Raw genomic sequence first — 22,366 nt, forward strand, 5'->3', positions numbered from 1 at the left:
TATAGTACCAACTAAACAAGGGGAATCAATCATGCATAACGAAGCACAATTAGATATTTTATATAAATTAAAAAAGGAAGTTGAAAAATCCAATCGTACTTCCTTTGTACATACCATTAATCAAATTATAAAAAAAGTTTATTTAGAACATTACACTATGACATTTGTAGGCCATTTTTCAGCTGGTAAATCCACGGTGATCAATCGTTTAATAGGACAAGATATTTTACCGAGCTCTCCTGTACCAACAACAAGTAACACTGCACTGGTCACCGTTGCAAACGAATCTGGTATTACAGCGAATATTGAAGGACAAAAATATACACATCTTGATAGCTACGATGAAGTAAAACAAATGAACCGTGAAAACTATCATGTGGAGTCTATAGATATTCGTTTTAAATCTGAGAATTATCATAACGGATTTACATTTCAAGACACGCCTGGGGTAGATTCTAATGTGCAATCGCATAGCACAAGCACTGAAAGTTTTTTATATACAAGCAATATGGTTTTCTACACTGTCGATTATAATCATGTGCAATCAGCCTTAAACTTTCAATTTATGAAACGTTTGAATCGTGCACATATTCCAGTCGTATTTGTCATTAATCAAATTGATAAACACCAAGATTCCGAAATATCATTTGAAACATTTAAAACACGTGTTGAAGATTCAATCAACGAATGGGACATTGATTTAGTACAAACCTTTTATGTCACTAAATTCGAACATAAAGAAAATCAATTTGATGAACTAAAAGCATTTATCCATGCACAAGATGAACAACGAGAACCCATCGAAACGTACGTAAGTCGCATGACACAGTTCATTACGCAAAACCAGTCCGATTATTTAGAGCAAGAAATGCAAGACATTTTAACACGTCTGAACTTAGAGGCACAATCATTTGATGACGCTTATCAAACGCATTTAGAAAATCAGTCTGTAAATGAAGAGACTAAACTTCTAAATAATCCTACAGCATTGCATGAGACACTTTTAGACAACCGAAAAAATATTATTAAAAATGCTTATATTATGACGCACGACACGCGCGAACACATTAGACATTATTTAGAGAGTATGACAAAAGACTTTAAAGTGGGCGGATGGTTTAATAAATCCAAAAAAATCGAAGAAGCACGTGCTTCTCGTTTAGATGCATTAATGCAAGTATTACAAACAAAAGTAACGCAAGAAATCGCTAAACCTATGCAAGAAGATATGACATATTTAACCCGTTTTATACATGATTCAAGTTTGAACACGCGTATAATTAATCAAAACTTTGAAATCCCATCACATTTAGTGACCGAATTGTATCAAGAACAGATTAATATTAGTAACCAATATGTGCTTACTTTTTCTGAAAATTTAATGAAACAGATTCGTCAATTTGTACTTAAATCTTCAGATCAATTAGATCAAGATATTGTAGAATCTGTAGAAGTTCCGAAACAAGAAACAACTGAAACAGACACAAATGATGTTTACAAACAATACATTGCTTTACGAGAGCTCAAACACTCTTTAGATACTGAAAATTATCGTCATTACTATATTCATATTGATGATTCACTCGATAAACTTATTGATAGAACACCTATTAAATACGAACCACAACAAAGCGAAAATGGTATGAATAAAATTAAAAGTCAAGCTAATAACGCCTCTGAGACGTCCGCATCAAAAACCAAAAAAATTGAGGCTGCATTAGAAGCCATTCATGATATACCGATGTTTCAATCCACAAAAGAAAATATTCAACAAACTTTAAACCGGATGTATGATCAACTCATAAAAATCGGTGTGTTTGGTACATTTAGTGCTGGTAAAAGTAGTTTAATCAACGCTTTGCTTGGAGATCATTATTTAGTTAGTTCACCTAATCCAACTACGGCTGCTACGACTGAAATTTCATATGGCGATACCAATTCAATAACTTTTAAAACCAAAGAAACACTGCTTTCAGAAATCAATCATGTTACTGAAATTGTAGGCTACGAATATGAGACTATCCAAGCATTTTTAAATGCTGATAAAAGCGATTTAAAAGCACGCATTGACAAAAATCGTCTCGCATTTATTAATGCTGTGGAAGAAAACTATGCTATGTACGACCGACTAACAGCACAACATTACACGATGGAAATCAAACAAGATGAGATTAGAAAATGGAGCGCAGAAGACAAGTTTGCGACATTTGTAAAAACGGTTCATCTCCAATTACCTTTAGATTGGTTAAAAGATAAAATTATTATCGATTCTTTAGGCTTGCATTCAAATAACCAACGTCATACAAATGAAACTGAAAAAATCTTAACGACATCAGATTTAATTTTATATGTCAGTTATTTTAATCACGCATTTACAGACAATGACAAAGCTTTCATTCAACATATGAAAGATATGAACCAGCTAATGGAAAACCAGGCGTTTAAAATGGTCGTTAACGCTACTGATCTTGCTGAAACTGAAGAAGACCATCAAGCAGTGTTAGATTACGTTAATAGCGCGTTAAACGAGGTAGGGATGTCTCCAGAAATATTTGGTGTCTCTAGTCGCAACGCCTTAAAAGAAGGGGATAGAGGTATTGATACACTTAAATCTAGCATTCAATATTTTGCAGATATAGAATCTAAATCCGTATTAGCTTCTAGCATGCAACATCAGTTAGAGCATATCTACCATGCATTGAAAACCATGATTCATGACTTTGAACAAAACACTTCTCAACTGAATCATCAAAAACAACAACTTAAATCGATTGCATCACCCCAAGTTTTTGAAAATAAAATTTTAAAAACGACCGCACAAAAAACAGAAAATGAAATTCAAGATCAAATTTATCATCTTAATGAACGGCTCAATATTCAATTGTTAGATGATGTGAAGTCCGTTTTTAATGGCCAAATGACGAACACAGATGATTTTAAGAAAGAAAAGCAGATCGCTTCCAAATTATTTTTAGATCAAATTCATCAAAAGCTATATTTGGAACAAACGCTAATGGTAGAACGACTCAAAAAATTCTATTCTGCACAATTGAATCATCAATTAGCTCCAACTTTAAAAGCACTACAAGAACTTCATGTACTCGTACAAGCAAATGAACCCGTTCAACTCGAACAATTAGAAACTGCATTTTTAAAAATTGATTTGGAAACATTTGTTCAAAATTTACCAAAACAATTAACTAAAAAAAGAATGATTCAAGCTAATGCACAAAAAGATATCCAAGAAACCGTTAAACAGCAAACGCTCATACAACTTCAAAAGCCGCTAGAATCACTCAAAGCTGCATTATTGAAGCTAAATGAAACATTGAATCAACAAGGTGCAGACAAACTCGAACACCTTGAACACGAAGCTCAAAAAGAAATCAAAGAAGCACTTTCATATACAGTAGATAACACATTAATTAAACAATTAAAAACTGTGCTTCCAAATTTAAAAACGACATTAGAAATTGAGGATTAATATGACTAAGAAAATATTGCTTATTGACGGCATGGCACTTTTGTTCAGGCATTTTTATGCAACAAGTGTCCACAAACAATTTATGCGCAATTCAAATGGTATCCCTACAAACGGAACACAAGGCTTTGTACGCCATATATTTACCGCTATCAAAAACGCACAACCAACACACGTAGCAGTGTGTTGGGATATGGGGAAAGCTACATTTCGCAATGACATTTTTGATGGCTATAAGCAAAATCGACCTGAGCCACCTGAAGAACTCATCCCGCAATTTAATCACGTCAAACAAGTAGCCGAAGCCCTTGGATTTCATAACTTAGGTATTTTAAATTTCGAAGCAGATGACGTGATGGGGACGATAGCTAAACAATACGAAGCTAATTCTGATACACAAGTCATTATCGTTACAGGAGATAGAGATTTACTTCAATGCGCTACTCATAACGTTGAAATATGGTTGATTAAAAAAGGATTTACAGAATATCAAAAATATGATCAAAACGCTTTTACAGAGCACTATCAACTTCATCCTAAACAACTTATTGATATTAAAGCTTTTATGGGAGACACCGCAGATGGTTATCCAGGGGTCAAAGGAATCGGAGAAAAAACAGCACTTAAATTAATACAACAATACCATTCCGTCGAAGGCGTACTTGAAAATATACACGCCTTAACACCAGGTCAACAAAAGAAAATTAATACACATATCGAAGATTTAAAACTTTCAAAACGTTTAGCTCAAATCGAGGAACATGTTCCTTTAAATGTACCTGAACTTGAACAACAGATTACTTACGAACACAACATAGATAAAACTTTAGAAGTTTGCCATTTGCATGAGCTATATGTCTCATACAAATACCTTCGCACCCTCTACCTATAATTAAGAAAAAACGCTTAACATGTATAGCTTCTCATGTTAAGCGTTTTTTAGATTTTGGCTTCGTATAACGATACAATTGCGTCTGTGCAAGCATATTCGCTTCTTTATTTTGTTCTCTTGGAATCCATTTCACGAAACAAAGTTGAAAATGTGCGGTAGCATGAAGATAATCTTCTAAATAATGTTTATACTTACGATTTTTTACAAACTCGCAGTTTACAGCATCCTCTATCAGCTTTGAATCGGTATGAATTAAAGCATTTTCAATATTAAGCTGTTTTGCTTCTTTCAACGCAACTAATAATGCTTCCCATTCTGCTTCATGGTTTTCCATTTCACCTAAAACATTAGAAAAAGTATATCTTTTATTTTCTTCAACAATTACAACACCGTAAGTGCTTAAACCAGGATTACCTTGTGATGCTGCATCAAAATATATTTTCGCCATTCCACACACCTCTTCCTTATTTTAACACGTTTACATTCTAAAAAAGGAATTAGGGCAATGATGCTCCTAACTCCTTTTACTTTTAAAACGAAGCTATATAATTAGTCTTGAACAGAATCTCGAATTTTACCTTTACGGTATAAACTTTTAGCCCAATAACCAAACGGTACATTAAAAATCGTCGTCATTAATTTTAGGACATATGTTGTAACAAAAATTTCAAATACGACGTCATTTGGAAGAGGACCACCCAAAAATGCGAAAACAACAAAAATTCCGGTATCAATGATTGAGCTTAACATTGTACTTCCATATGCGCGTATAAAAAATGTTCTATCTGAACTAAACATGCGCTTGATGCAATTAAAGATCATAACATCCACATATTGTCCGATGAGATAAGCAACGACAGATGCAAATGCGATTCTAGGTACTAAATCGAAAATCGCACTTAAGGCTTCTTGAGAAACATCAGCACGACTCGGATAAAAAGCCAGTGAAATTTGCATCAAAATAATCATGATTAAAGCAGAAGAGAAGCCCATCCAAACTGCTCTTTTAGCAACTTTACGCCCGTAAATATCGTTTAAAATGTCTGTCGCTAAATAAATAGATGCAAACATCACATTACCTAATGTTGCAGAAATAGTAAATATGTCTACCGTTTTGAGGACCTGAATATTAGCAATAATTGTACCCATTGCAACCCAAATCATTAAACCTTGTTGTCCAAATAAACGAAACATCACAATCATAAGTAAAAATGTAGCTAAAAAGGCTATTAGACCTAACCATTCATTAAACATTTTATTTACCTCCTAAATTTTGATAATGCGGGTGTTTAGAAACCGCTTCTCTATTTTTTATTAAAAGGGTAGGATAATGCGTCAAAAATCATTAATACGATCTCGTAGTGTGATTTCAAGAAAACTTTATAATACTTTCTATTTCACACAAATTTTAAACGCTTTTGTTCCTAACACATCGTTCACTTTTATCAACTCATATATAATAAGAGAAATAAGGCAAAAATTCAATAGGTCGTCTTATTATAATCGTGTCGTCGTCAGAATAAAAATCTTTCTCAATCTCAGAATTTATTACTTCATAGAAATATGAATACATGTTAGGATTATGATTATTGTATTGTGCTATATTCTTAAAGGAGCGATACGTGTGTTCACAGAATCTAAAAAACGCGCGATTTCCAAAATTGACAATTTGATGAACCAATATTGCGAGCATTGTTTAATTAAGACGCATATTCGAAAGTCGCAAAATAAAACACAAGCGCATCATTTTTGTATTAATGAATGCTCTATTGGAAAACAAATACAACAATTGGGAAATGAACTACAATAGGAGGCCTATGATGGAAATTGTAAAAGTTGAACCTACACCTAGTCCTAATACTATGAAGATTATTTTATCTCACAAAAGAGAGGATAATCGCTCAAATACGTATACAGAAGCCAAAGCAGGGCAGCCTAAATTTATTAATAAAATATTAAAAATTCACGACGTTAAATCTATATTTTACGTACTCGATTTTATCGCTATCGACAAAATGCCTAAAGCAAATTGGGAAGAAGTGTTGCCCAAAGTTACTGCAGCACTTTCAACACATGGAGAAGCTATCGAAGAAACAAGTACATCCCAACCTGACATCCATTTTGGTGAAATTAAAGTCGAAATACTCAAATTCAAACAAATTCCTTATCAAATCAAAGTGACTTCCGGAAACCAAGAATTACGTCAACAGTTGTCCGATATTTTTATCGATGCCATTTCAGCCGCTCAAAAACCAGATGATAACGTCATTTTTATGCGTAAATGGGAAACTTTAGGCATTAGATATGGCGAGATGGATGAAGTGATGGCACATGTCGAAACAGAAATCAACGCTTTATATCCTAAAACAGTACTAACCGACCTTATCCATAAAGCACAAACGTCAGAAACACACATACCACAAAAAGTATATCAACATGTTACACTAGAAACTTATCAGCAAACTGATGATTGGACCGAACGGTTAAGTATGTTAAAATCATTTCCGACTCCAAAACAATCGGACTATCCATTATTAAAAGCGGCGCTTCAAGAAGAGAAAGTCCCTTTAAGAAGAGAAGCCATTGTATTACTTAGTATGATTGAAAGCCGTGCCACTTTGCCTTACTTGTACGAAGGACTTCGCGACAAAAGTCCCGCTGTTAGACGAACAGCAGGAGATAGCTTAAGTGATTTAGGTTTTAAAGAGGCGTTACCTGAAATGGAAAAAGCACTTTCTGACCCGCAGAAAATTGTACGTTGGCGCGCTGCGATGTTTCTGTTTGATGAAGGCGGCCCAGAGCAGCTCGCTACTTTAAAAGCACATCAAAATGATGAAGCTTATGAAGTTAAGCTTCAAATTGAAATGGCGATTGCACGAATTGAAAATGGAGAAGAAGCACTTGGGTCCGTTTGGAAACAAATTGCAAATCGAAATAAATAGGAGATGTTAATAATGAATGCTTATGATGCTTATATGAAAGAACTTGCAGCGCAAATGCGCGGGGAATTAACTGAAAATGGCTTTACAAGTCTTGAATCTGACACAGATGTTGAAAACCATATGAAACATATCGATGCAAATGACACAACTTTTGTTGTCATCAATTCCACTTGTGGGTGTGCTGCAGGATTAGCACGTCCAGCTGCAGTCGCAGTAGCTGAACAAAACGAAAAAAAACCGACACATAAAGTCACTGTTTTTGCAGGACAAGATAAAGAAGCTACAGCAAAAATGCGTGAGTACATTCAACAAGCCCCTTCAAGTCCATCTTATGCTTTATTTAAAGGGGACCAATTAGTTCATTTTATACCTCGAGAACATATTGAAGGTCGCGACATTAATGATATTGCAATGGACATTAAAGATGCCTTTGATACACATTGCGAGTAAATATTATTAATTACTAATTCTTAGCACTCAAATAAATATAATCTAAAGAAAAAGAGAGGTAGGGTATTCAAAATTCGAGCCATATCTCTCTTTTTAATTTATAATAGGTACCAAATAATTTATTATAGTATATAAGAGAAAGAGGTGACTGTAGTGAATCCATTTGATCAAGCATACCACGCATTATGTGAAGAAATTTTAGAACTTGGTCAGACAAGAGAAGATAGAACCCAAACTGGAACAATTTCAAAATTTGGCCACCAACTTAGGTTTGATTTAAATAAAGGTTTCCCACTACTAACGACTAAAAAGGTTTCGTTTAAATTAATCGCAACTGAACTCATTTGGTTTATTCGTGGAGATACAAACTTGCGCTATTTATTACAGTACAACAACAACATTTGGAATGAATGGGCGTTTGAAAAGTATGTCCAATCTAAAGATTACACTGGTCCAGATATGACTAACTTTGGTCATCGTACTCTTAAAGATCCTGAGTTTAATGCGCTTTACCAAGAAGAAATGTCAAAATTCAAACAAAACATTTTAAATGATGATGCATTCATGACAAAACATGGTAACCTTGGGAACGTATACGGAAAACAGTGGAGAGATTGGGTTGGCCCAGATGGCAAACATTATGATCAACTCGCAAACCTTATCGAAGAGATTAAAAACAATCCTCATTCAAGAAGACATATCGTTAGCGCTTGGAATCCTGCAGAAATTGAAACAATGGCATTACCACCTTGTCACACGCTTTTTCAATTTTACGTCCAAGATAACAAACTAAGTTGCCAACTTTATCAGCGTAGTGCAGATATTTTTCTAGGTGTCCCTTTCAATATCGCGAGCTATAGTTTATTGACACATTTAATCGCGAAAGAATGTGGATTAGAAGTTGGAGAATTTATTCATACTTTTGGTGATGCGCACATTTATAGTAATCATGTCGACGCCGTACAAACACAATTGTCACGTACGAGTTTTGCGCCTCCAACTCTAAAAATTAATTCAGACAAATCGATTTTTGATTTAGAATACGAAGACTTAGAAATTGTTGATTATCAAAGTCATCCAATGATTAAAGCGCCTATTGCCGTATAATAAATAGGCTCATCGCATAATATTTAAAAATCTATAACCTAATAAAGTGTACATAGGAGTGAGTAGAATGACTTTATCTATCTTAGTAGCACATGATAAAAATAGAGGTATCGGTTTTAATAACCAACTGCCTTGGCACTTACCCAATGACCTTAAGCATGTTAAAAAACTATCAACTGGCAACACTTTAGTAATGGGACGTGCGACCTATGATTCCATTGGTAAACCTTTGCCAAATCGTAAAAATGTAGTTTTAACACGAAATAAAGATTTCAAAGCAGAAGGCGTTGAAGTGATTCATGATATAAAAGAAATCGAAAAACTTGAAGGTCACGTTTTTATTTTTGGAGGACAATCTTTATTTGAAATGTTTATAGATAAAGTCGATGATATGTATATCACCGTTATCGATGATACATTTCAAGCAGATACCTTTTTCCCATCCTATACTTTTGAGGATTGGAAAATAGCATCCGCAGTTGAAGGAGAAATCGACGATAAAAATAAATATCCGCACACCTTTTTACATTTAGTTAGAAAGTAATCACCACGGAGGTTTTATAAATGCAACGTATTATAGTAACAGATTCCACATCAGATTTAGACCCGAAATATTTAGAGACCCATAATGTACATGTTGTTCCTTTAAGCGTTACCATTAATGGTAAATCTTACGTCGACCAAGAAGAGATATCTTCAGAAGCTTACGTTAATTATTTAGAGGATGACAACAACGATTTAAAAACCAGTCAACCTCCTCTAGGACGTTTTGTTGAGACGTATGAGGCATTAACAAAAGATGGCGCTGAAGTCATAAGTATCCACCTATCTTCAGGACTTAGTGGTACGTATCAAACAGCTGTTCAAGCTAGTGAAATGGTCGATGGCAAAGTTACTGTAATTGATTCGAAATCTATTACGTTTGGCTTAGGCTACCAAATTCAGCATATTATCCAATGGATTGATGAAGGTCTACCAACTGAAACGATTGTTGATAAAGTACACCATTTACAAAAGAATATCCAACTCTACGTTGTTATCGGTAAACTAGATCGCCTCATCAAAGGTGGGCGTATCAGTAAAGCAAAAGGAATGCTTGGTAACTTAATGAAAATTAAACCAGTAGGCGTTTTAATTGAAGGGAATTTGGAAATCATTCATAGTTCAAGAACGCAAGGTGCATGTGCAAAATATTTAGCCAAAGATTTAACCGCATTTTTAGGAGACAGTAAAATTAAATCTGCAGCTATCGTTCATGCAAATGCGACTGACTTTTTAGAGAAAGTCAAAGATAAAATCGGAGAAACATTCAACTTTTCAAATTTCGATACTAATTATACGACGCCTATCATTTCAACACATACTGGTCCAGGAGCTATAGGTGTCGTTGTCTTAAAAGAACAAAATTAACATTCAGGAGTGATACCATGGCATTAGCCACATTTGCCGGTGGATGTTTTTGGTGTTTAGTAAAACCTTTTGACACTTATGAAGGTGTCCTTTCTGTTACCGCTGGATATAGCGGTGGACACCGTGAACATCCTACTTACGAAGAAGTATGTTCTGATACAACGGGTCATGTTGAAGCGGTACAAATTGAATATGACCCAGAACGTATCAGTTATGAAAAAATGTTAGACATTTATTTTAAAACATTCGATCCGACTGATAATGGTGGGCAATTCTTTGATAGAGGCGAACATTATCGTCCCGTCATTTTTTTCCATAATGATGAGCAAAAGACACAAGCAATTGCAAAAATAAAAGCTTTGAATGAAGCACATATTTTCGATAAACCTGTGATTACACCTGTAGAACCATACAAAAACTTTTATCCAGCTGAAGCTTATCATCAAGATTACTATCGTAAAAATCCTGTACATTATGCACAATATCAGCTTGGATCAGGTCGTAAAGCTTTCATAGATCGACATTGGAGAGATCAAAATGATTAAAAAAGATAAAAAGGACTTAACAGACTTAGAGTACTTAGTCACACAACAAGATGGCACTGAGCCGCCATTTGAAAATGAATATTGGAACCATTATGAAAAAGGAATTTATGTAGACAAAATTTCTGGGAAGCCGCTATTTACTTCTAATGACAAGTTTGAATCGAATTGTGGTTGGCCTAGCTTTTCTAAAGCCATTAATGACGAAGAAATCATTGAGCTTGTAGACAAATCGTTTGGGATGGTTCGTACCGAAGTGCGCGCTGAAGACAGCAACAGTCATCTCGGACATGTTTTCAATGATGGTCCACGTCAACTTGGCGGTTTACGATACTGCATTAACTCAGCTGCAATTCAATTTATCCCATATGAAAAACTCGAATCACTTGGGTATGGCGACTTAATAAAGCATTTCGAACAATAAAGGAGCGATTGTGATGTTTAAGAAATTATTTAGTAAAGGCAACGAGGCAAGTAAAAATATAGAGGTTTTTTCACCTATCACAGGAGAATACGTTGAAATTGAAAACATTCCAGATCCCGTATTCGCTCAAAAAATGATGGGTGAGGGCTTTGGCGTTAAACCTACTGAAGGCGTTGTAGTGTCTCCGATTTCTGGTGTAGTGGATAACGTTTTTCCAACGAAACATGCCATTGGCTTAAAAGCAGATAATGGGCTTGAAGTGTTGGTCCATATTGGATTAGATACTGTTCAATTAAATGGAGAAGGCTTTAAAACATTTGTTGAAAGTGGTGATCATGTCAAAGTAGGCGATAAGCTCGTTGAATTCGACATTGATTATATTGATCAAAATGCAAAATCATCAATTTCTCCAATCATTATTACTAACACCGATCAAACTGAAACGCTTTCTATTAGTGATAGCACTCATGTATCTAAAGGTGAAACTAAAGTGATTGACGTCACGGTGAAATAATGAAGGATGCGTCTTTCTACCACTTCCTCCTCACTGTAAGAGGTCGTCCCAATGAAGAAGGGACTTTTGCAGAAATGGTCTACCAAGATTTAGACTTTCCTAAACAAGAATCCGACTTTGATACTCTATCTGATTATATTGAAACTGAGGGAAATTACACGTTATCTATGTCTGTCTTTGATGCATTATTTGAAGAGTACCAAGAATGGCTCCGCTTTTAATGTTGCGCTATGAAATTCGAATTCATTATCACGCACTATTATAGTGTCAAATTCAGATAAATCTCATAGTATGAACGATACGTTGCATAGTCTAAATTTGAGGAGTGATACGGCGAAATCAAATCAGTAAAAATTTGATTTCACGCTCACTCTTTTTATTTACATACAAAATGAAGGGGTGTTACAATGTTGCCTCACAAAGAAAACACAAAAACAAAAGGCAAAAAGTATCTTTCTTTATCCCAGTTTATTGTTGGGATAATTTTAACTGTCATCTTGACCACTATAGCTGTTGTAGGCGGGATGTATTTTTGGCACCAACACACTCAAGATCAAAAGGTAACCGCAAACAGTGAAAAATTGAGCAAAGTATACGAAACACTCGCAAATGATTATTATAAATCACCAAATAAAGATAAATTATTAGAAAATGCGATTAAGGGCATGACAAAAGGGTTAAATGACCCATATACTGAATATATTGCTAAAGATAAGACAAAAGCATTTAATGAAGATGTGACAGGCGACTTTGTAGGAATTGGCGCAGAGATGCAACAAAAAGGGGACCATATCATGATTACGAGTCCAATGAAAGCCTCCCCTGCAGAAAAAGCCGGTCTTAAGCCAAAAGATATTTTGAAAGCCATCGATGGCAAATCTGTAAAAGGGAAATCTCTGAATGAGATCATTCCTAATATCCGTGGTGAAAAAGGCACAAACGTCACATTAACCATTGAAAGAGGATCAGAAACAAAAGACTTTACTGTAACACGCGACACTATTCATGTCAAAAGTGTTGAAGTTGAGCAAAAAGACAAAATAACTGTATTTAAAGTCAACAAATTCCAAGAAGGTACTTCTGCAGAATTGAAATCAGCGATTCAAAAAGCGCAAAGATCAGGAGCCAAAAATATTATTATTGATTTAAGAAACAATCCAGGAGGACTTTTAGACGAGGCTGTTAAAATGTCAAATATTTTTCTTAAAAAAGATACAACAGTCCTTTATTTAGAAAAAGGGAAACAACAAGAAGCAATGAAAACGTCGAACGAACCGTTAGCTAATATTTCTGACTTGGATATTTCATTATTAGTTAATGAAGGGTCAGCAAGTGCATCTGAAATTTTTGCTGGTGCCATGAAAGACCATAATGTTGCGAAAATTTATGGTACTAAAACTTTCGGTAAAGGGATTGTTCAAACAACGCGTGAACTTGAAGATGGCTCAATTTTGAAATTTACAGAGATGAAATGGTTAACACCTAATAAACATTATATTCATGGAAAAGGCATTCAGCCTGATGTCAAAATCGATAGCTCAGATTTTGAAAATTTACATGTGATTCCGTCTAATCAAACATTTAAATTAGGTGATAATGATCAACATGTTAAATCTATCAAAATCGGTTTAAATGCTTTAAACTATCATACTGAGACTCAAAATACACAATTTGACAGTTCACTTCAAGCAGCTATCAAGCAATTCCAAAAAGCAGAAAAGCTTAAAGTTACCGGAGCGTTTGACAAAGAAACGAATCGTAAATTTACCGAACGCTTAGTTGAAAAAGCGCATGAAGAAGATAGCATGTTAGAAAAAACAATCCAACACATTAAGGAGTAACGATAATGTTTAGACGTGCGACTTTCGATGACATTGATGTTATTGTTAAATTAACAGAAGAAGCAAAAGCGCTCATGCTTAAAGATGAAAATCCTCAATGGGACCATCGCTATCCTTTGAAAACACACTTTGAAAGTGATATCACATCACATAGCATGTTTGTACTTGAAGATAATCACATAATTAAAGGCTTTATTGTCATAGATCAAAACGCGCCAGATTGGTATGATGAAATTGATTGGCCCGCAGATGTTACAAACGCCTATGTCATCCATCGCCTCGTTGCTTCAACAACGTTTAAAGGAAGTGCGCAACGCTTGTTTGATTTTGCAATAGAAAACGCAAAACAACATGACGTAAGTCTACTTCTAACAGACACATTTTCATTAAACCAAAGAGCGCAACGCTTATTTGAAAAAAATGGTTTTGTCAAAATAGGCGAAATGACGAGCAATACGTTTCCGTTTGACAAAGGGAAACCATTTTATGCATATTATAAAAATCTCAATGAATAGAGGGTTAGCATGGTTAAAATTGCTTTTACAGGAGGCGGAACAGTCGGTCACGTCTCAGTCAATTTAAGTTTAATTCCGACAGCAGAAGCACATGGGCATCAAACATTTTACATTGGTTCAAAAACAGGTATTGAACGCGAAATGATTTCTTCACAACTTCCAAATACACCTTATTTTGCTATTTCAAGCGGTAAGTTAAGACGTTATCTCTCTGTTGAAAATGCGAAAGACGTTTTTAAAGTGATGAAAGGGGTATTGGACGCGCGTCGTATTTTAAAAAAAGAGCAACCTGATATTTTATTTTCAAAAGGCGGGTTCGTTTCTGTTCCTGTTGTATTAGCTGCAAAAAGCTTAAATATCCCAACAATTATTCATGAATCAGATTTAACGCCCGGTTTAGCGAATAAAATCAGTATGAAATTTGCTAAAAAACTTTATGTTACTTTTGAAGAAACTCTAAAATATGTGCCAGAGGGAAAAGCTGATTTTGTTGGTGCTACAATTCGAGAAGATTTGAAAAATGGAAATCCATCGCGCGGCTATCAGCTTACTGGATTTAGTCCAGATAAAAAAGTCTTACTCGTCATGGGCGGAAGTATGGGAAGTTTGAAAATTAACGAAGCGATTCGACGCCAGTTAGATCAATTGCTTGAAACCTATCAAATCGTTCATCTAACAGGCAAAAATCTTAAAGACGATACCATTCAAAAATCTGGCTACATCCAATTTGAATTTTTAAAAGATGATTTAACTGATATTTTAGCAATTACAAATACGGTAATTTCTCGTTCAGGTTCAAACGCAATTTATGAGTTTTTAACTTTAAAAATTCCTATGTTGCTCATCCCACTTGGTTTAGACCAATCACGTGGAGATCAAATTGATAACGCGAAATATTTTGAAAAACAAGGGTATGCATCAATGATAGATGAATCTGAACTTTCAATTGAAACATTATGTCCTGAATTGAATAAAATTGAAAATACGCGTCAACAAATCATTCAAAATATGCAATCATTCAAAGAAAGCTTAACAAAAGAGGCACTACTTAATAAAATTATTGATGACGCAACATCGTAAAAAAGGAGGCGCATAGGTTGAATCATTGGAAACGTATTTCTTTATTAATCATTTTTACTTTAATTTTTGCAGTTATTGCGATGTTTCATGAATCAAGATTAGGCAAATGGATTGACACCGAAGTATACGAATTTATCTATTCTTCCGAAAGCTTTATCTCCACTTCTATTTTTTTCGGCGCTACACAAGTAGGCGAAGTGTGGGCGATGATGTGCTTATCTTTGTTGATGATTGCAATTTTAATGTTTTACAAGTATAAAATTGAAGCTTTATTTTTCGCATTAACTATGATGATTTCAGGCGCTACCAATCCAATCTTAAAAAATATTTTCGACCGAGAAAGGCCAACAATTTTGAGATTGATTGATATTACAGGATTCAGTTTTCCTAGCGGTCATGCAATGGGCTCAACAGCTTTCTTTGGAAGCCTAATATACATTAGCCATCGTATACTAAAAGGTAAGTCACAAGTCGTGGTCATGGCGCTATGTGCACTAATGATTTTACTGATTTCAACTTCTCGCGTTTATTTAGGTGTTCATTATCCTACTGATATCATCGCGGGGATTATAGGCGGCCTATTCTGCATTATACTGACACAACTCATTTTAAGAAAACCGCTCAAAATTTAATATGAACCATAAAAAGTGAGGTTGTGATACGTACGATAGCGTTTTCGTCTTACTTTTTTATACAAACAAAAAAGCTGTCGCACAAAAGTGTGACAGCTTTAAATTTAACGTTTAATCAAAACGACTATTTTTTTATACGGGCATATAAAAAGGGGATAGTACTTTGAAAATGCCTCAATCTAAAGAACGAATTGTAGTGGGGGGTCGTTGTGTGTGATTGAGAATCATTTTCAATTACATTATACCTTATTGAGAATGATTGTCAATTGAAAATCCAAATTTTTTTAAACTTTTAACTGGACGCATTTTGAAATATGATAGAGAAGAGGTGACATAATGAAAAAAGTATTAATAATAGAAGACGAACAAAATTTAGCACGTTTTATTGAACTTGAATTAAAATACGAGCAGTATGATGTAGACATTACTTATGATGGCTTATCCGGTTTGAATAAAGCGTTACAACAAAACTATGACATTATTTTATTAGATTTAATGTTACCCGAAATGGATGGGCTCGAAGTATGTCAACGGATACGCGCTCAAAAAGATACACCTATTATCATGATTACTGCTAAAGGAGAAGTTTATGATAAAGTCACTGGATTAGATAATGGCGCCGATGACTATATCGTCAAACCTTTTGAAATTGAAGAATTACTTGCAAGAATGCGCGCACTGGTACGTCGATATTCTGAAGAAAATCAACCTAACCCGGATATCATTAATATCGATGGGCTCATAATAGACAAACACGGTTTTAGCGTTTCATATGAGTCTCAAAATATTGAGTTAACAAAAACGGAATTCGATTTGTTGCTCGTATTAGCTGAAAATAAAAATCACGTATTACATCGAGAACAAATTTTAGATCATGTATGGGGCTATGAATCTGCTGTTGAAACGAATGTCGTCGATGTCTATATTCGTTATTTGAGAAATAAATTAAAACCTGTAGGTAAGCAAAAACTTATTGAAACCGTGAGAGGAGTAGGATACGTGATTAGACAATGAAACAATCCACTTTAAAAACGAAATGGACTTTTGTTACTACAATTATTACCTTTTTAATTATTTTTGTTTTTTGCTTACTCATTATCTACGCAATTAGCAGTCTCTTGAAACAACATGAATTAGAAAAAGCAGAGCGCAGTGTTGATGATATCTACAACTTATTAGAAAATAAACCTATCCAAAGTATTACAACCGTAGAATTCAATGCTGTAACAAACAGTTATCAAAAAGTAATTTTACATGATTACTATCATCGCAAAATCTTTGAGAACACCAATATGTCCAACATTCGTTACACTCCAGAATTTCATGCCTATGATTCTAGAAATGTAAAAATCATTAAAAATGATGAAGGCTCCTTTATTATTGTGTCTACACCTGTAGATACACCTTATTTTAAAGGCTATCTAACCGTCATCCATTCTTTAGATGATTATGACGATTTACTACGTTTTATAGCGTATTTAGCACTTATATTTGGACTTATTGCTTTATTTGTTACAGCGACGATCAGTTATATTTTTTCTTCTCAAATTACTAGACCTATCAATATTATTACTGAAAAAATGACACAAATACGCCGTGATGGTTTCCAAGAAAAATTATCTGCACCAACAAATTACGAAGAAACAGACGCCTTGATCGATACATTTAATAGTATGATGCTTAAATTAGAAGATTCTTTCAATCAACAGCGTCAATTTGTAGAAGACGCTTCCCATGAATTAAGAACGCCATTACAAATTATTCAAGGACATTTAAGTCTGATTAAACGTTGGGGGAAAAAGGACCCTGCTGTTTTAGAAGAGTCACTATCTATTTCAATCGAAGAGATGAATCGAATGTCAAAATTAGTTGAAGAACTATTACTACTGACTAAAAATGATATGCGACATACTGAAAATCAAATTGAAAAAGTAGACATTAATGAAGAAATTAAAACACGAATAAAAGCGATAAGGAAAATTCATGAAGCCTACACATTCACATTTAATACGACACAAGCATCTATTTACTTAAATATTAACGCCTTCCATTTCGAACAAATTTTACTTATCTTTTTTGACAATGCTATAAAATATGACACTAGAAACAAACGAATTAATATCGCTACAAAATTCATCAATAACCAAGTCATTATTGATATTACAGATCACGGCATAGGTATTCCTAAAGAAGACATTCACTATATATTCGATAGATTTTATCGTGTCGATAAATCCAGATCACGTCATCAAGGCGGCAATGGTCTAGGATTATCCATTGCCGAGAAAATCGTTAAATTATATCAAGGTCGCATTTCAGTTGAAAGCGAAGTGGGTAATTTTACAACTTTTACCATTAGCTTTAACGCCGGTCAGAACTAGAATTTACCCAGTTTTTTGCCTTTAAATGTTCACAAATTAATGCTATGATTGTCCTGTAAGCGTTTTTATTTATTCTGTGGAGGGTGGATTATGAAGAACGATAAACAGGTGACTGAGGCACCTGTAAACTTCGGAGCGAATTTAGGATTAATGTTAGAACTCTATGACCAGTTTTTAGAAGATCCAAGTTCCGTCACTGAAGATTTACAAGTGCTCTTTAGCACAATCAAAGATGGCAAAGCAACAGTATCACATTCATCTCATCAATCAAGCTCAGGAGATAGCACAATTAAACGAGTGATGAGGTTAATTGACAATATTAGACAATACGGGCATTTACAAGCAGATATCTATCCTGTGAATAAGCCTGAACGTAAGCATTTACCTAAATTAACCATTGAAGATTTTGATTTAGATCAACAAACGCTCGAAGGTATCTCTTCCGACATCGTTTCAGAACATTTCAAAGACATTTATGACAATGCATATGAAGCTATTTTGAGAATGGAAAAACGATACAAAGGGCCTATTGCCTTTGAATATACACATATCAATAATAGCAAAGAACGCACATGGCTAAAACGTCGTATAGAAACACCATATAAAGCAGAGCTCAATACAGAAGAGAAAAAAGCTCTATTTAAGCAATTAGCAAGTGTTGAAGGTTTTGAAAAATATTTACACAAAAACTTCGTAGGGGCAAAGCGTTTCTCTATCGAAGGTGTAGATGCCCTAGTGCCAATGTTATCACGCACAATTAAACGTGCTTGTGAAGAAAACATCTCTAATATTCAAATCGGTATGGCGCATCGCGGCCGTCTCAATGTATTGACGCACATTCTTAAAAAGCCATATGCAATGATGCTTTCTGAATTTATGCATACCGACCCTATGAAATTTTTACCTGAAGACGGTAGTTTAAAATTAACATCTGGATGGACAAGTGATGTGAAATACCATCTCGGTGGCGTAAGAATTATTAATGACCACGGTCAAGAACAACGCATTGTATTAGCTAATAACCCGAGTCATTTAGAAGTTGTAGCACCAGTTGTTACTGGACGTACGCGTGCAACCCAAGATAATACGAATCGTCCAGGCCAAGTCGAAACTGACTTTTGTAAAGGTATGCCAATCATCATCCATGGCGATGCTGCATATCCTGGTCAAGGGGTCAACTTCGAAACAATGAACCTAGGTAGCTTACAAGGTTACTCAACAGGTGGTACTTTACACATTATTACAAACAACCGTATTGGATTCACTACTGATCCTATCGATGGACGTTCCACAACATATGCGACGGATGTTGCTAAAGGTTACGATGTTCCAATTATGCATGTTAATGCTGATGACGTTGAAGCGACGATCGAAGTCATCGATATCGCTATGGAATTCAGAAAAGCTTTTAATAAAGACGTTGTCATTGACTTAGTCGGTTACCGTCGCTACGGTCATAACGAAATGGACGAACCTACGCTTACTAACCCATTACCATATAAAGATATTAAACACCATGATACAGCTGAAATCATATACGGTAATCGCTTAATTGAAGAGGGTATCATTAACAAAGATGAAATGGACGAAGTCATTTCAAACGTTCAAAAAGAAATGCGTCAAGCGCATGACGCCATCGATAAAAATGATAAAAACGATAATACAGATATGGACATTCCGGAAGGTATTTCAAAACCTTTACAAAGTAATGAAAGCGAATTGTCTCTTGAACGTTTAAAAGAAATTAATGATGCGATGCTCACATACCCAGAAGGATTTAATGTATTTAAAAAATTAAATCGAATTTTAGAGCAACGTCGTGCACCTTTCGAAAGTGACGAAGGGTTAGTAGATTGGGCACATGCAGAACAATTAGCATTTGCTACAGTGATGCAAGAAGGTACACCAATTCGTATGACGGGACAAGATAGTGAACGTGGTACATTTAGTCATCGTCATGCAGTCCTCCATGACCAAGAAAATGGTGATGTTTTTGTACCTTTACAACACGTTCCAAATCAAAAAGCTACGTTCGACATTCACAATTCACCATTATCAGAAGCTGCAGTTGTTGGTTTTGAGTATGGTTATAACGTTGAACATCCAAGTTCCTTCAATATTTGGGAAGCTCAATTTGGTGACTTTTCAAATATGGCACAAATGTATTTCGATAATTTTATATTCTCTGGAAATGCTAAGTGGGGAGAACGCTCAGGTTTAACTTTCTTCTTACCACATGCTTTTGAAGGACAAGGACCAGAACATTCATCTGCACGTTTAGAGCGATTTTTACAACTGGCGGCTGAGAATAATATGACCGTGTGTAACTTATCAAGCTCAAGTAACTACTTCCATTTATTACGTGCACAAGCAGCAAGCTTAAATACAGAAGCAATGCGTCCGCTTGTGATTATGTCTCCTAAAGGCTTATTACGTAATAAAACAGTAGCGAAACCTATCAATGAATTTACACAAGGTGGATTTGAGCCTGTTTTAGTCGAAAATCATGATGCTTCAAAAGTGAAAAAAGTAATTTTGGCTACTGGTAAAATGTTTATCGATTTAAAAGAAAGACTTCAAAAAGAGCCTAATCCAAAAATTCTTTTAGTTGCAGTTGAACGTCTCTACCCATTCCCTGAAGAAGAAATAGCAACATTATTGCAATCTCTTAAGGGTGTAGAGTCTGTAACATGGGTTCAAGAAGAACCACAAAACCAAGGTGCTTGGCATTTTGTATATCCTATACTTACTCGCATACTTGGTAAAGATCTTCCACTATATTATGAAGGTCGTAAACACCGCGCAGCACCGTCTGAAGGTGATGGAGAAATACACAAACTCGTTCAAAATATCATTATTGAAAAAAGTTTAAATATCTAGGGGGCATATAAAATGGCAGAGGTAAAAGTTCCAGAATTAGCAGAATCAATAACAGAAGGTACTGTTGCAGAATGGTTAAAAAAAGTTGGAGACAACGTTGAAAAAGGTGAAGCCATTCTTGAATTAGAAACAGACAAAGTAAATGTTGAAGTAGTTTCTGAAGAAGCAGGAACTTTACAAGAATTACTTGCTGAAGAAGGTGACACGGTTGAAGTAGGACAAGCGATTGCCGTTGTTGGTGAAGGGGGAAGTAGCACATCTTCTAACTCTGAAAACAAATCAGGATCTGAGTCGAAAGAAGATAAAAAAGACGCTACATCTGACAAGTCGAACGATGATGCCTCTTCAAAAGAAGCACAAACAAATGACAACACTTCAAAAGAGCGTATTAATGCAACACCTTCTGCACGCAGAGCCGCGCGCGAAAAAGGTATTAGCTTAAATGAAGTGAATAGCATTGTACGTAAAGAAGATGTTGAGCGTGGTCAACAAGCGAAAGCTGCTTCAACAAGTGAAAAATCTGAAAAAGCAGAATCAAAACCACAAAAACCGGCAACACCTAATAAACCAGTTGTTCGAGAAAAGATGAGTCGTAGAAAGCAAACAGCTGCTAAAAAATTGTTAGAAGTTAGCAATAATACTGCAATGCTAACAACATTTAACGAAGTGGATATGACAAACGTTATGAATTTACGTAAGCGTAAAAAAGATAAGTTTATGGAAGATCATAACGGTACAAAATTAGGATTTATGTCTTTCTTCACAAAAGCAGCAGTTGCAGCACTTAAAAAGTATCCTGAAGTGAATGCAGAAATCGATGGAGACTACATGGTTACTAAGCAGTTCTATGATATCGGTGTAGCGGTTTCAACACCTGGAGGATTATTAGTACCTAATGTACGGGACTGCGACAAGAAAAACTTTGCTGAAATCGAAGAAGAAATCGCGAACTTAGCTGCCAAAGCGCGCGATAATAAACTTTCCTTAGATGATATGATGAACGGTTCATTTACTATTACAAACGGTGGTATCTTTGGCTCAATGATGTCTACACCAATTATTAATGGTAATCAAGCTGCAATATTAGGTATGCATTCAATTATCACTCGTCCTATAGCTGTCGATGGCGATAAAATTGAAAATAGACCTATGATGTATCTTGCATTAAGTTATGATCATAGAATTATTGATGGTAAAGAAGCTGTTGGCTTCTTGAAAACAATTAAAGAATTAATCGAGAATCCTGAAGATTTACTATTAGAATCTTAATATCCA

22 protein-coding genes are annotated in these 22,366 nt (G+C 35.0%); 20 read left to right on the forward strand and 2 right to left on the reverse strand.

The window, feature by feature from the left end; genetic code table 11:
* Positions 1-31: 31 nt before the first annotated feature.
* Both LN051_RS06180 and LN051_RS06185 read left to right on the forward strand, forming a co-directional pair.
* Positions 32-3,484 carry a dynamin family protein gene (locus tag LN051_RS06180; protein WP_229291674.1) on the forward strand — a complete coding sequence of 1,151 codons (3,453 nt, stop codon included), beginning with the start codon at positions 32-34 and terminating at the stop codon, positions 3,482-3,484.
* A gap of 1 nt (position 3,485) precedes the next feature.
* Entirely contained in the window at positions 3,486-4,373 is an 888-nt protein-coding gene (locus LN051_RS06185; RefSeq protein WP_229291675.1) for a 5'-3' exonuclease, read from the forward strand.
* Positions 4,374-4,404: 31 nt separating this feature from the next.
* Here the strand turns inward: LN051_RS06185 and LN051_RS06190 are convergent, their stop codons facing one another.
* Positions 4,405-4,821 (reverse strand): ribonuclease HI family protein, encoded by a 417-nt coding sequence (locus LN051_RS06190; RefSeq protein WP_229291676.1) that lies wholly within the window; start codon positions 4,819-4,821, stop codon positions 4,405-4,407.
* A gap of 101 nt (positions 4,822-4,922) precedes the next feature.
* Positions 4,923-5,627, reverse strand: coding sequence for a queuosine precursor transporter (locus LN051_RS06195; RefSeq protein ID WP_229291677.1), 705 nt, complete (start codon positions 5,625-5,627; stop codon positions 4,923-4,925).
* Between the two features lie 370 nt (positions 5,628-5,997).
* Here LN051_RS06195 and LN051_RS06200 point away from each other — a divergent pair, with 370 nt between their 5' ends.
* The 18 genes from LN051_RS06200 (at position 5,998) to sucB (ending at position 22,360) form a co-directional block, all read left to right on the forward strand.
* Positions 5,998-6,183 (forward strand): zinc-finger domain-containing protein, encoded by a 186-nt coding sequence (locus LN051_RS06200; protein ID WP_420853966.1) that lies wholly within the window; start codon positions 5,998-6,000, stop codon positions 6,181-6,183.
* Between the two features lie 10 nt (positions 6,184-6,193).
* Entirely contained in the window at positions 6,194-7,315 is a 1,122-nt protein-coding gene (locus LN051_RS06205; RefSeq protein WP_229291679.1) for a conserved virulence factor C family protein, read from the forward strand.
* Positions 7,316-7,327: 12 nt separating this feature from the next.
* On the forward strand, positions 7,328-7,765 hold the full coding sequence (gene brxA, locus LN051_RS06210; RefSeq protein ID WP_229291680.1) for a bacilliredoxin BrxA: 438 nt from the start codon (positions 7,328-7,330) through the stop codon (positions 7,763-7,765).
* A 144-nt stretch (positions 7,766-7,909) separates the two neighbouring features.
* Positions 7,910-8,872 carry a thymidylate synthase gene (locus LN051_RS06215; RefSeq protein ID WP_229291682.1) on the forward strand — a complete coding sequence of 321 codons (963 nt, stop codon included), beginning with the start codon at positions 7,910-7,912 and terminating at the stop codon, positions 8,870-8,872.
* A 67-nt stretch (positions 8,873-8,939) separates the two neighbouring features.
* On the forward strand, positions 8,940-9,416 hold the full coding sequence (locus LN051_RS06220; RefSeq protein ID WP_229291683.1) for a dihydrofolate reductase: 477 nt from the start codon (positions 8,940-8,942) through the stop codon (positions 9,414-9,416).
* Between the two features lie 20 nt (positions 9,417-9,436).
* Positions 9,437-10,282 (forward strand): DegV family protein, encoded by an 846-nt coding sequence (locus LN051_RS06225; protein ID WP_229291684.1) that lies wholly within the window; start codon positions 9,437-9,439, stop codon positions 10,280-10,282.
* A 17-nt stretch (positions 10,283-10,299) separates the two neighbouring features.
* Positions 10,300-10,827 (forward strand): peptide-methionine (S)-S-oxide reductase MsrA, encoded by a 528-nt coding sequence (gene msrA / locus LN051_RS06230; protein ID WP_229291685.1) that lies wholly within the window; start codon positions 10,300-10,302, stop codon positions 10,825-10,827.
* Positions 10,820-11,248 (forward strand): peptide-methionine (R)-S-oxide reductase MsrB, encoded by a 429-nt coding sequence (gene msrB / locus LN051_RS06235; protein ID WP_229291686.1) that lies wholly within the window; start codon positions 10,820-10,822, stop codon positions 11,246-11,248. Before msrA ends, msrB begins: the two co-directional genes overlap by 8 nt.
* A gap of 13 nt (positions 11,249-11,261) precedes the next feature.
* Positions 11,262-11,762, forward strand: coding sequence for a PTS sugar transporter subunit IIA (locus LN051_RS06240; RefSeq protein WP_229291687.1), 501 nt, complete (start codon positions 11,262-11,264; stop codon positions 11,760-11,762).
* Positions 11,762-11,983, forward strand: coding sequence for a YozE family protein (locus tag LN051_RS06245; RefSeq protein ID WP_229291688.1), 222 nt, complete (start codon positions 11,762-11,764; stop codon positions 11,981-11,983). Before LN051_RS06240 ends, LN051_RS06245 begins: the two co-directional genes overlap by 1 nt.
* A gap of 186 nt (positions 11,984-12,169) precedes the next feature.
* A complete protein-coding gene (locus tag LN051_RS06250; RefSeq protein ID WP_229291690.1) occupies positions 12,170-13,603 on the forward strand; it encodes a S41 family peptidase in 1,434 nt (477 codons plus the stop codon).
* 5 nt (positions 13,604-13,608) lie between these two features.
* Positions 13,609-14,118 carry a GNAT family N-acetyltransferase gene (locus LN051_RS06255; protein ID WP_229291691.1) on the forward strand — a complete coding sequence of 170 codons (510 nt, stop codon included), beginning with the start codon at positions 13,609-13,611 and terminating at the stop codon, positions 14,116-14,118.
* A gap of 9 nt (positions 14,119-14,127) precedes the next feature.
* Positions 14,128-15,198, forward strand: coding sequence for an undecaprenyldiphospho-muramoylpentapeptide beta-N-acetylglucosaminyltransferase (locus LN051_RS06260; protein WP_229291692.1), 1,071 nt, complete (start codon positions 14,128-14,130; stop codon positions 15,196-15,198).
* A 17-nt stretch (positions 15,199-15,215) separates the two neighbouring features.
* Positions 15,216-15,830 carry a phosphatase PAP2 family protein gene (locus LN051_RS06265; protein WP_229291693.1) on the forward strand — a complete coding sequence of 205 codons (615 nt, stop codon included), beginning with the start codon at positions 15,216-15,218 and terminating at the stop codon, positions 15,828-15,830.
* 336 nt (positions 15,831-16,166) lie between these two features.
* Positions 16,167-16,844 carry a response regulator transcription factor gene (locus LN051_RS06270; RefSeq protein WP_229291694.1) on the forward strand — a complete coding sequence of 226 codons (678 nt, stop codon included), beginning with the start codon at positions 16,167-16,169 and terminating at the stop codon, positions 16,842-16,844.
* Positions 16,841-18,211 carry a HAMP domain-containing sensor histidine kinase gene (locus tag LN051_RS06275; protein ID WP_229291695.1) on the forward strand — a complete coding sequence of 457 codons (1,371 nt, stop codon included), beginning with the start codon at positions 16,841-16,843 and terminating at the stop codon, positions 18,209-18,211. The genes LN051_RS06270 and LN051_RS06275 overlap by 4 nt, the downstream gene beginning before the upstream one ends.
* Positions 18,212-18,301: 90 nt before the next feature.
* Positions 18,302-21,091 carry a 2-oxoglutarate dehydrogenase E1 component gene (locus LN051_RS06280; RefSeq protein WP_229291696.1) on the forward strand — a complete coding sequence of 930 codons (2,790 nt, stop codon included), beginning with the start codon at positions 18,302-18,304 and terminating at the stop codon, positions 21,089-21,091.
* 12 nt (positions 21,092-21,103) lie between these two features.
* Positions 21,104-22,360 carry a dihydrolipoyllysine-residue succinyltransferase gene (sucB, locus tag LN051_RS06285; RefSeq protein ID WP_229291697.1) on the forward strand — a complete coding sequence of 419 codons (1,257 nt, stop codon included), beginning with the start codon at positions 21,104-21,106 and terminating at the stop codon, positions 22,358-22,360.
* The last annotated feature ends 6 nt before the right edge of the window (positions 22,361-22,366 follow it).

This window comes from Staphylococcus ratti, from assembly GCF_020883535.1.
Taxonomy (GTDB): Bacteria; Bacillota; Bacilli; order Staphylococcales; family Staphylococcaceae; genus Staphylococcus; species Staphylococcus ratti.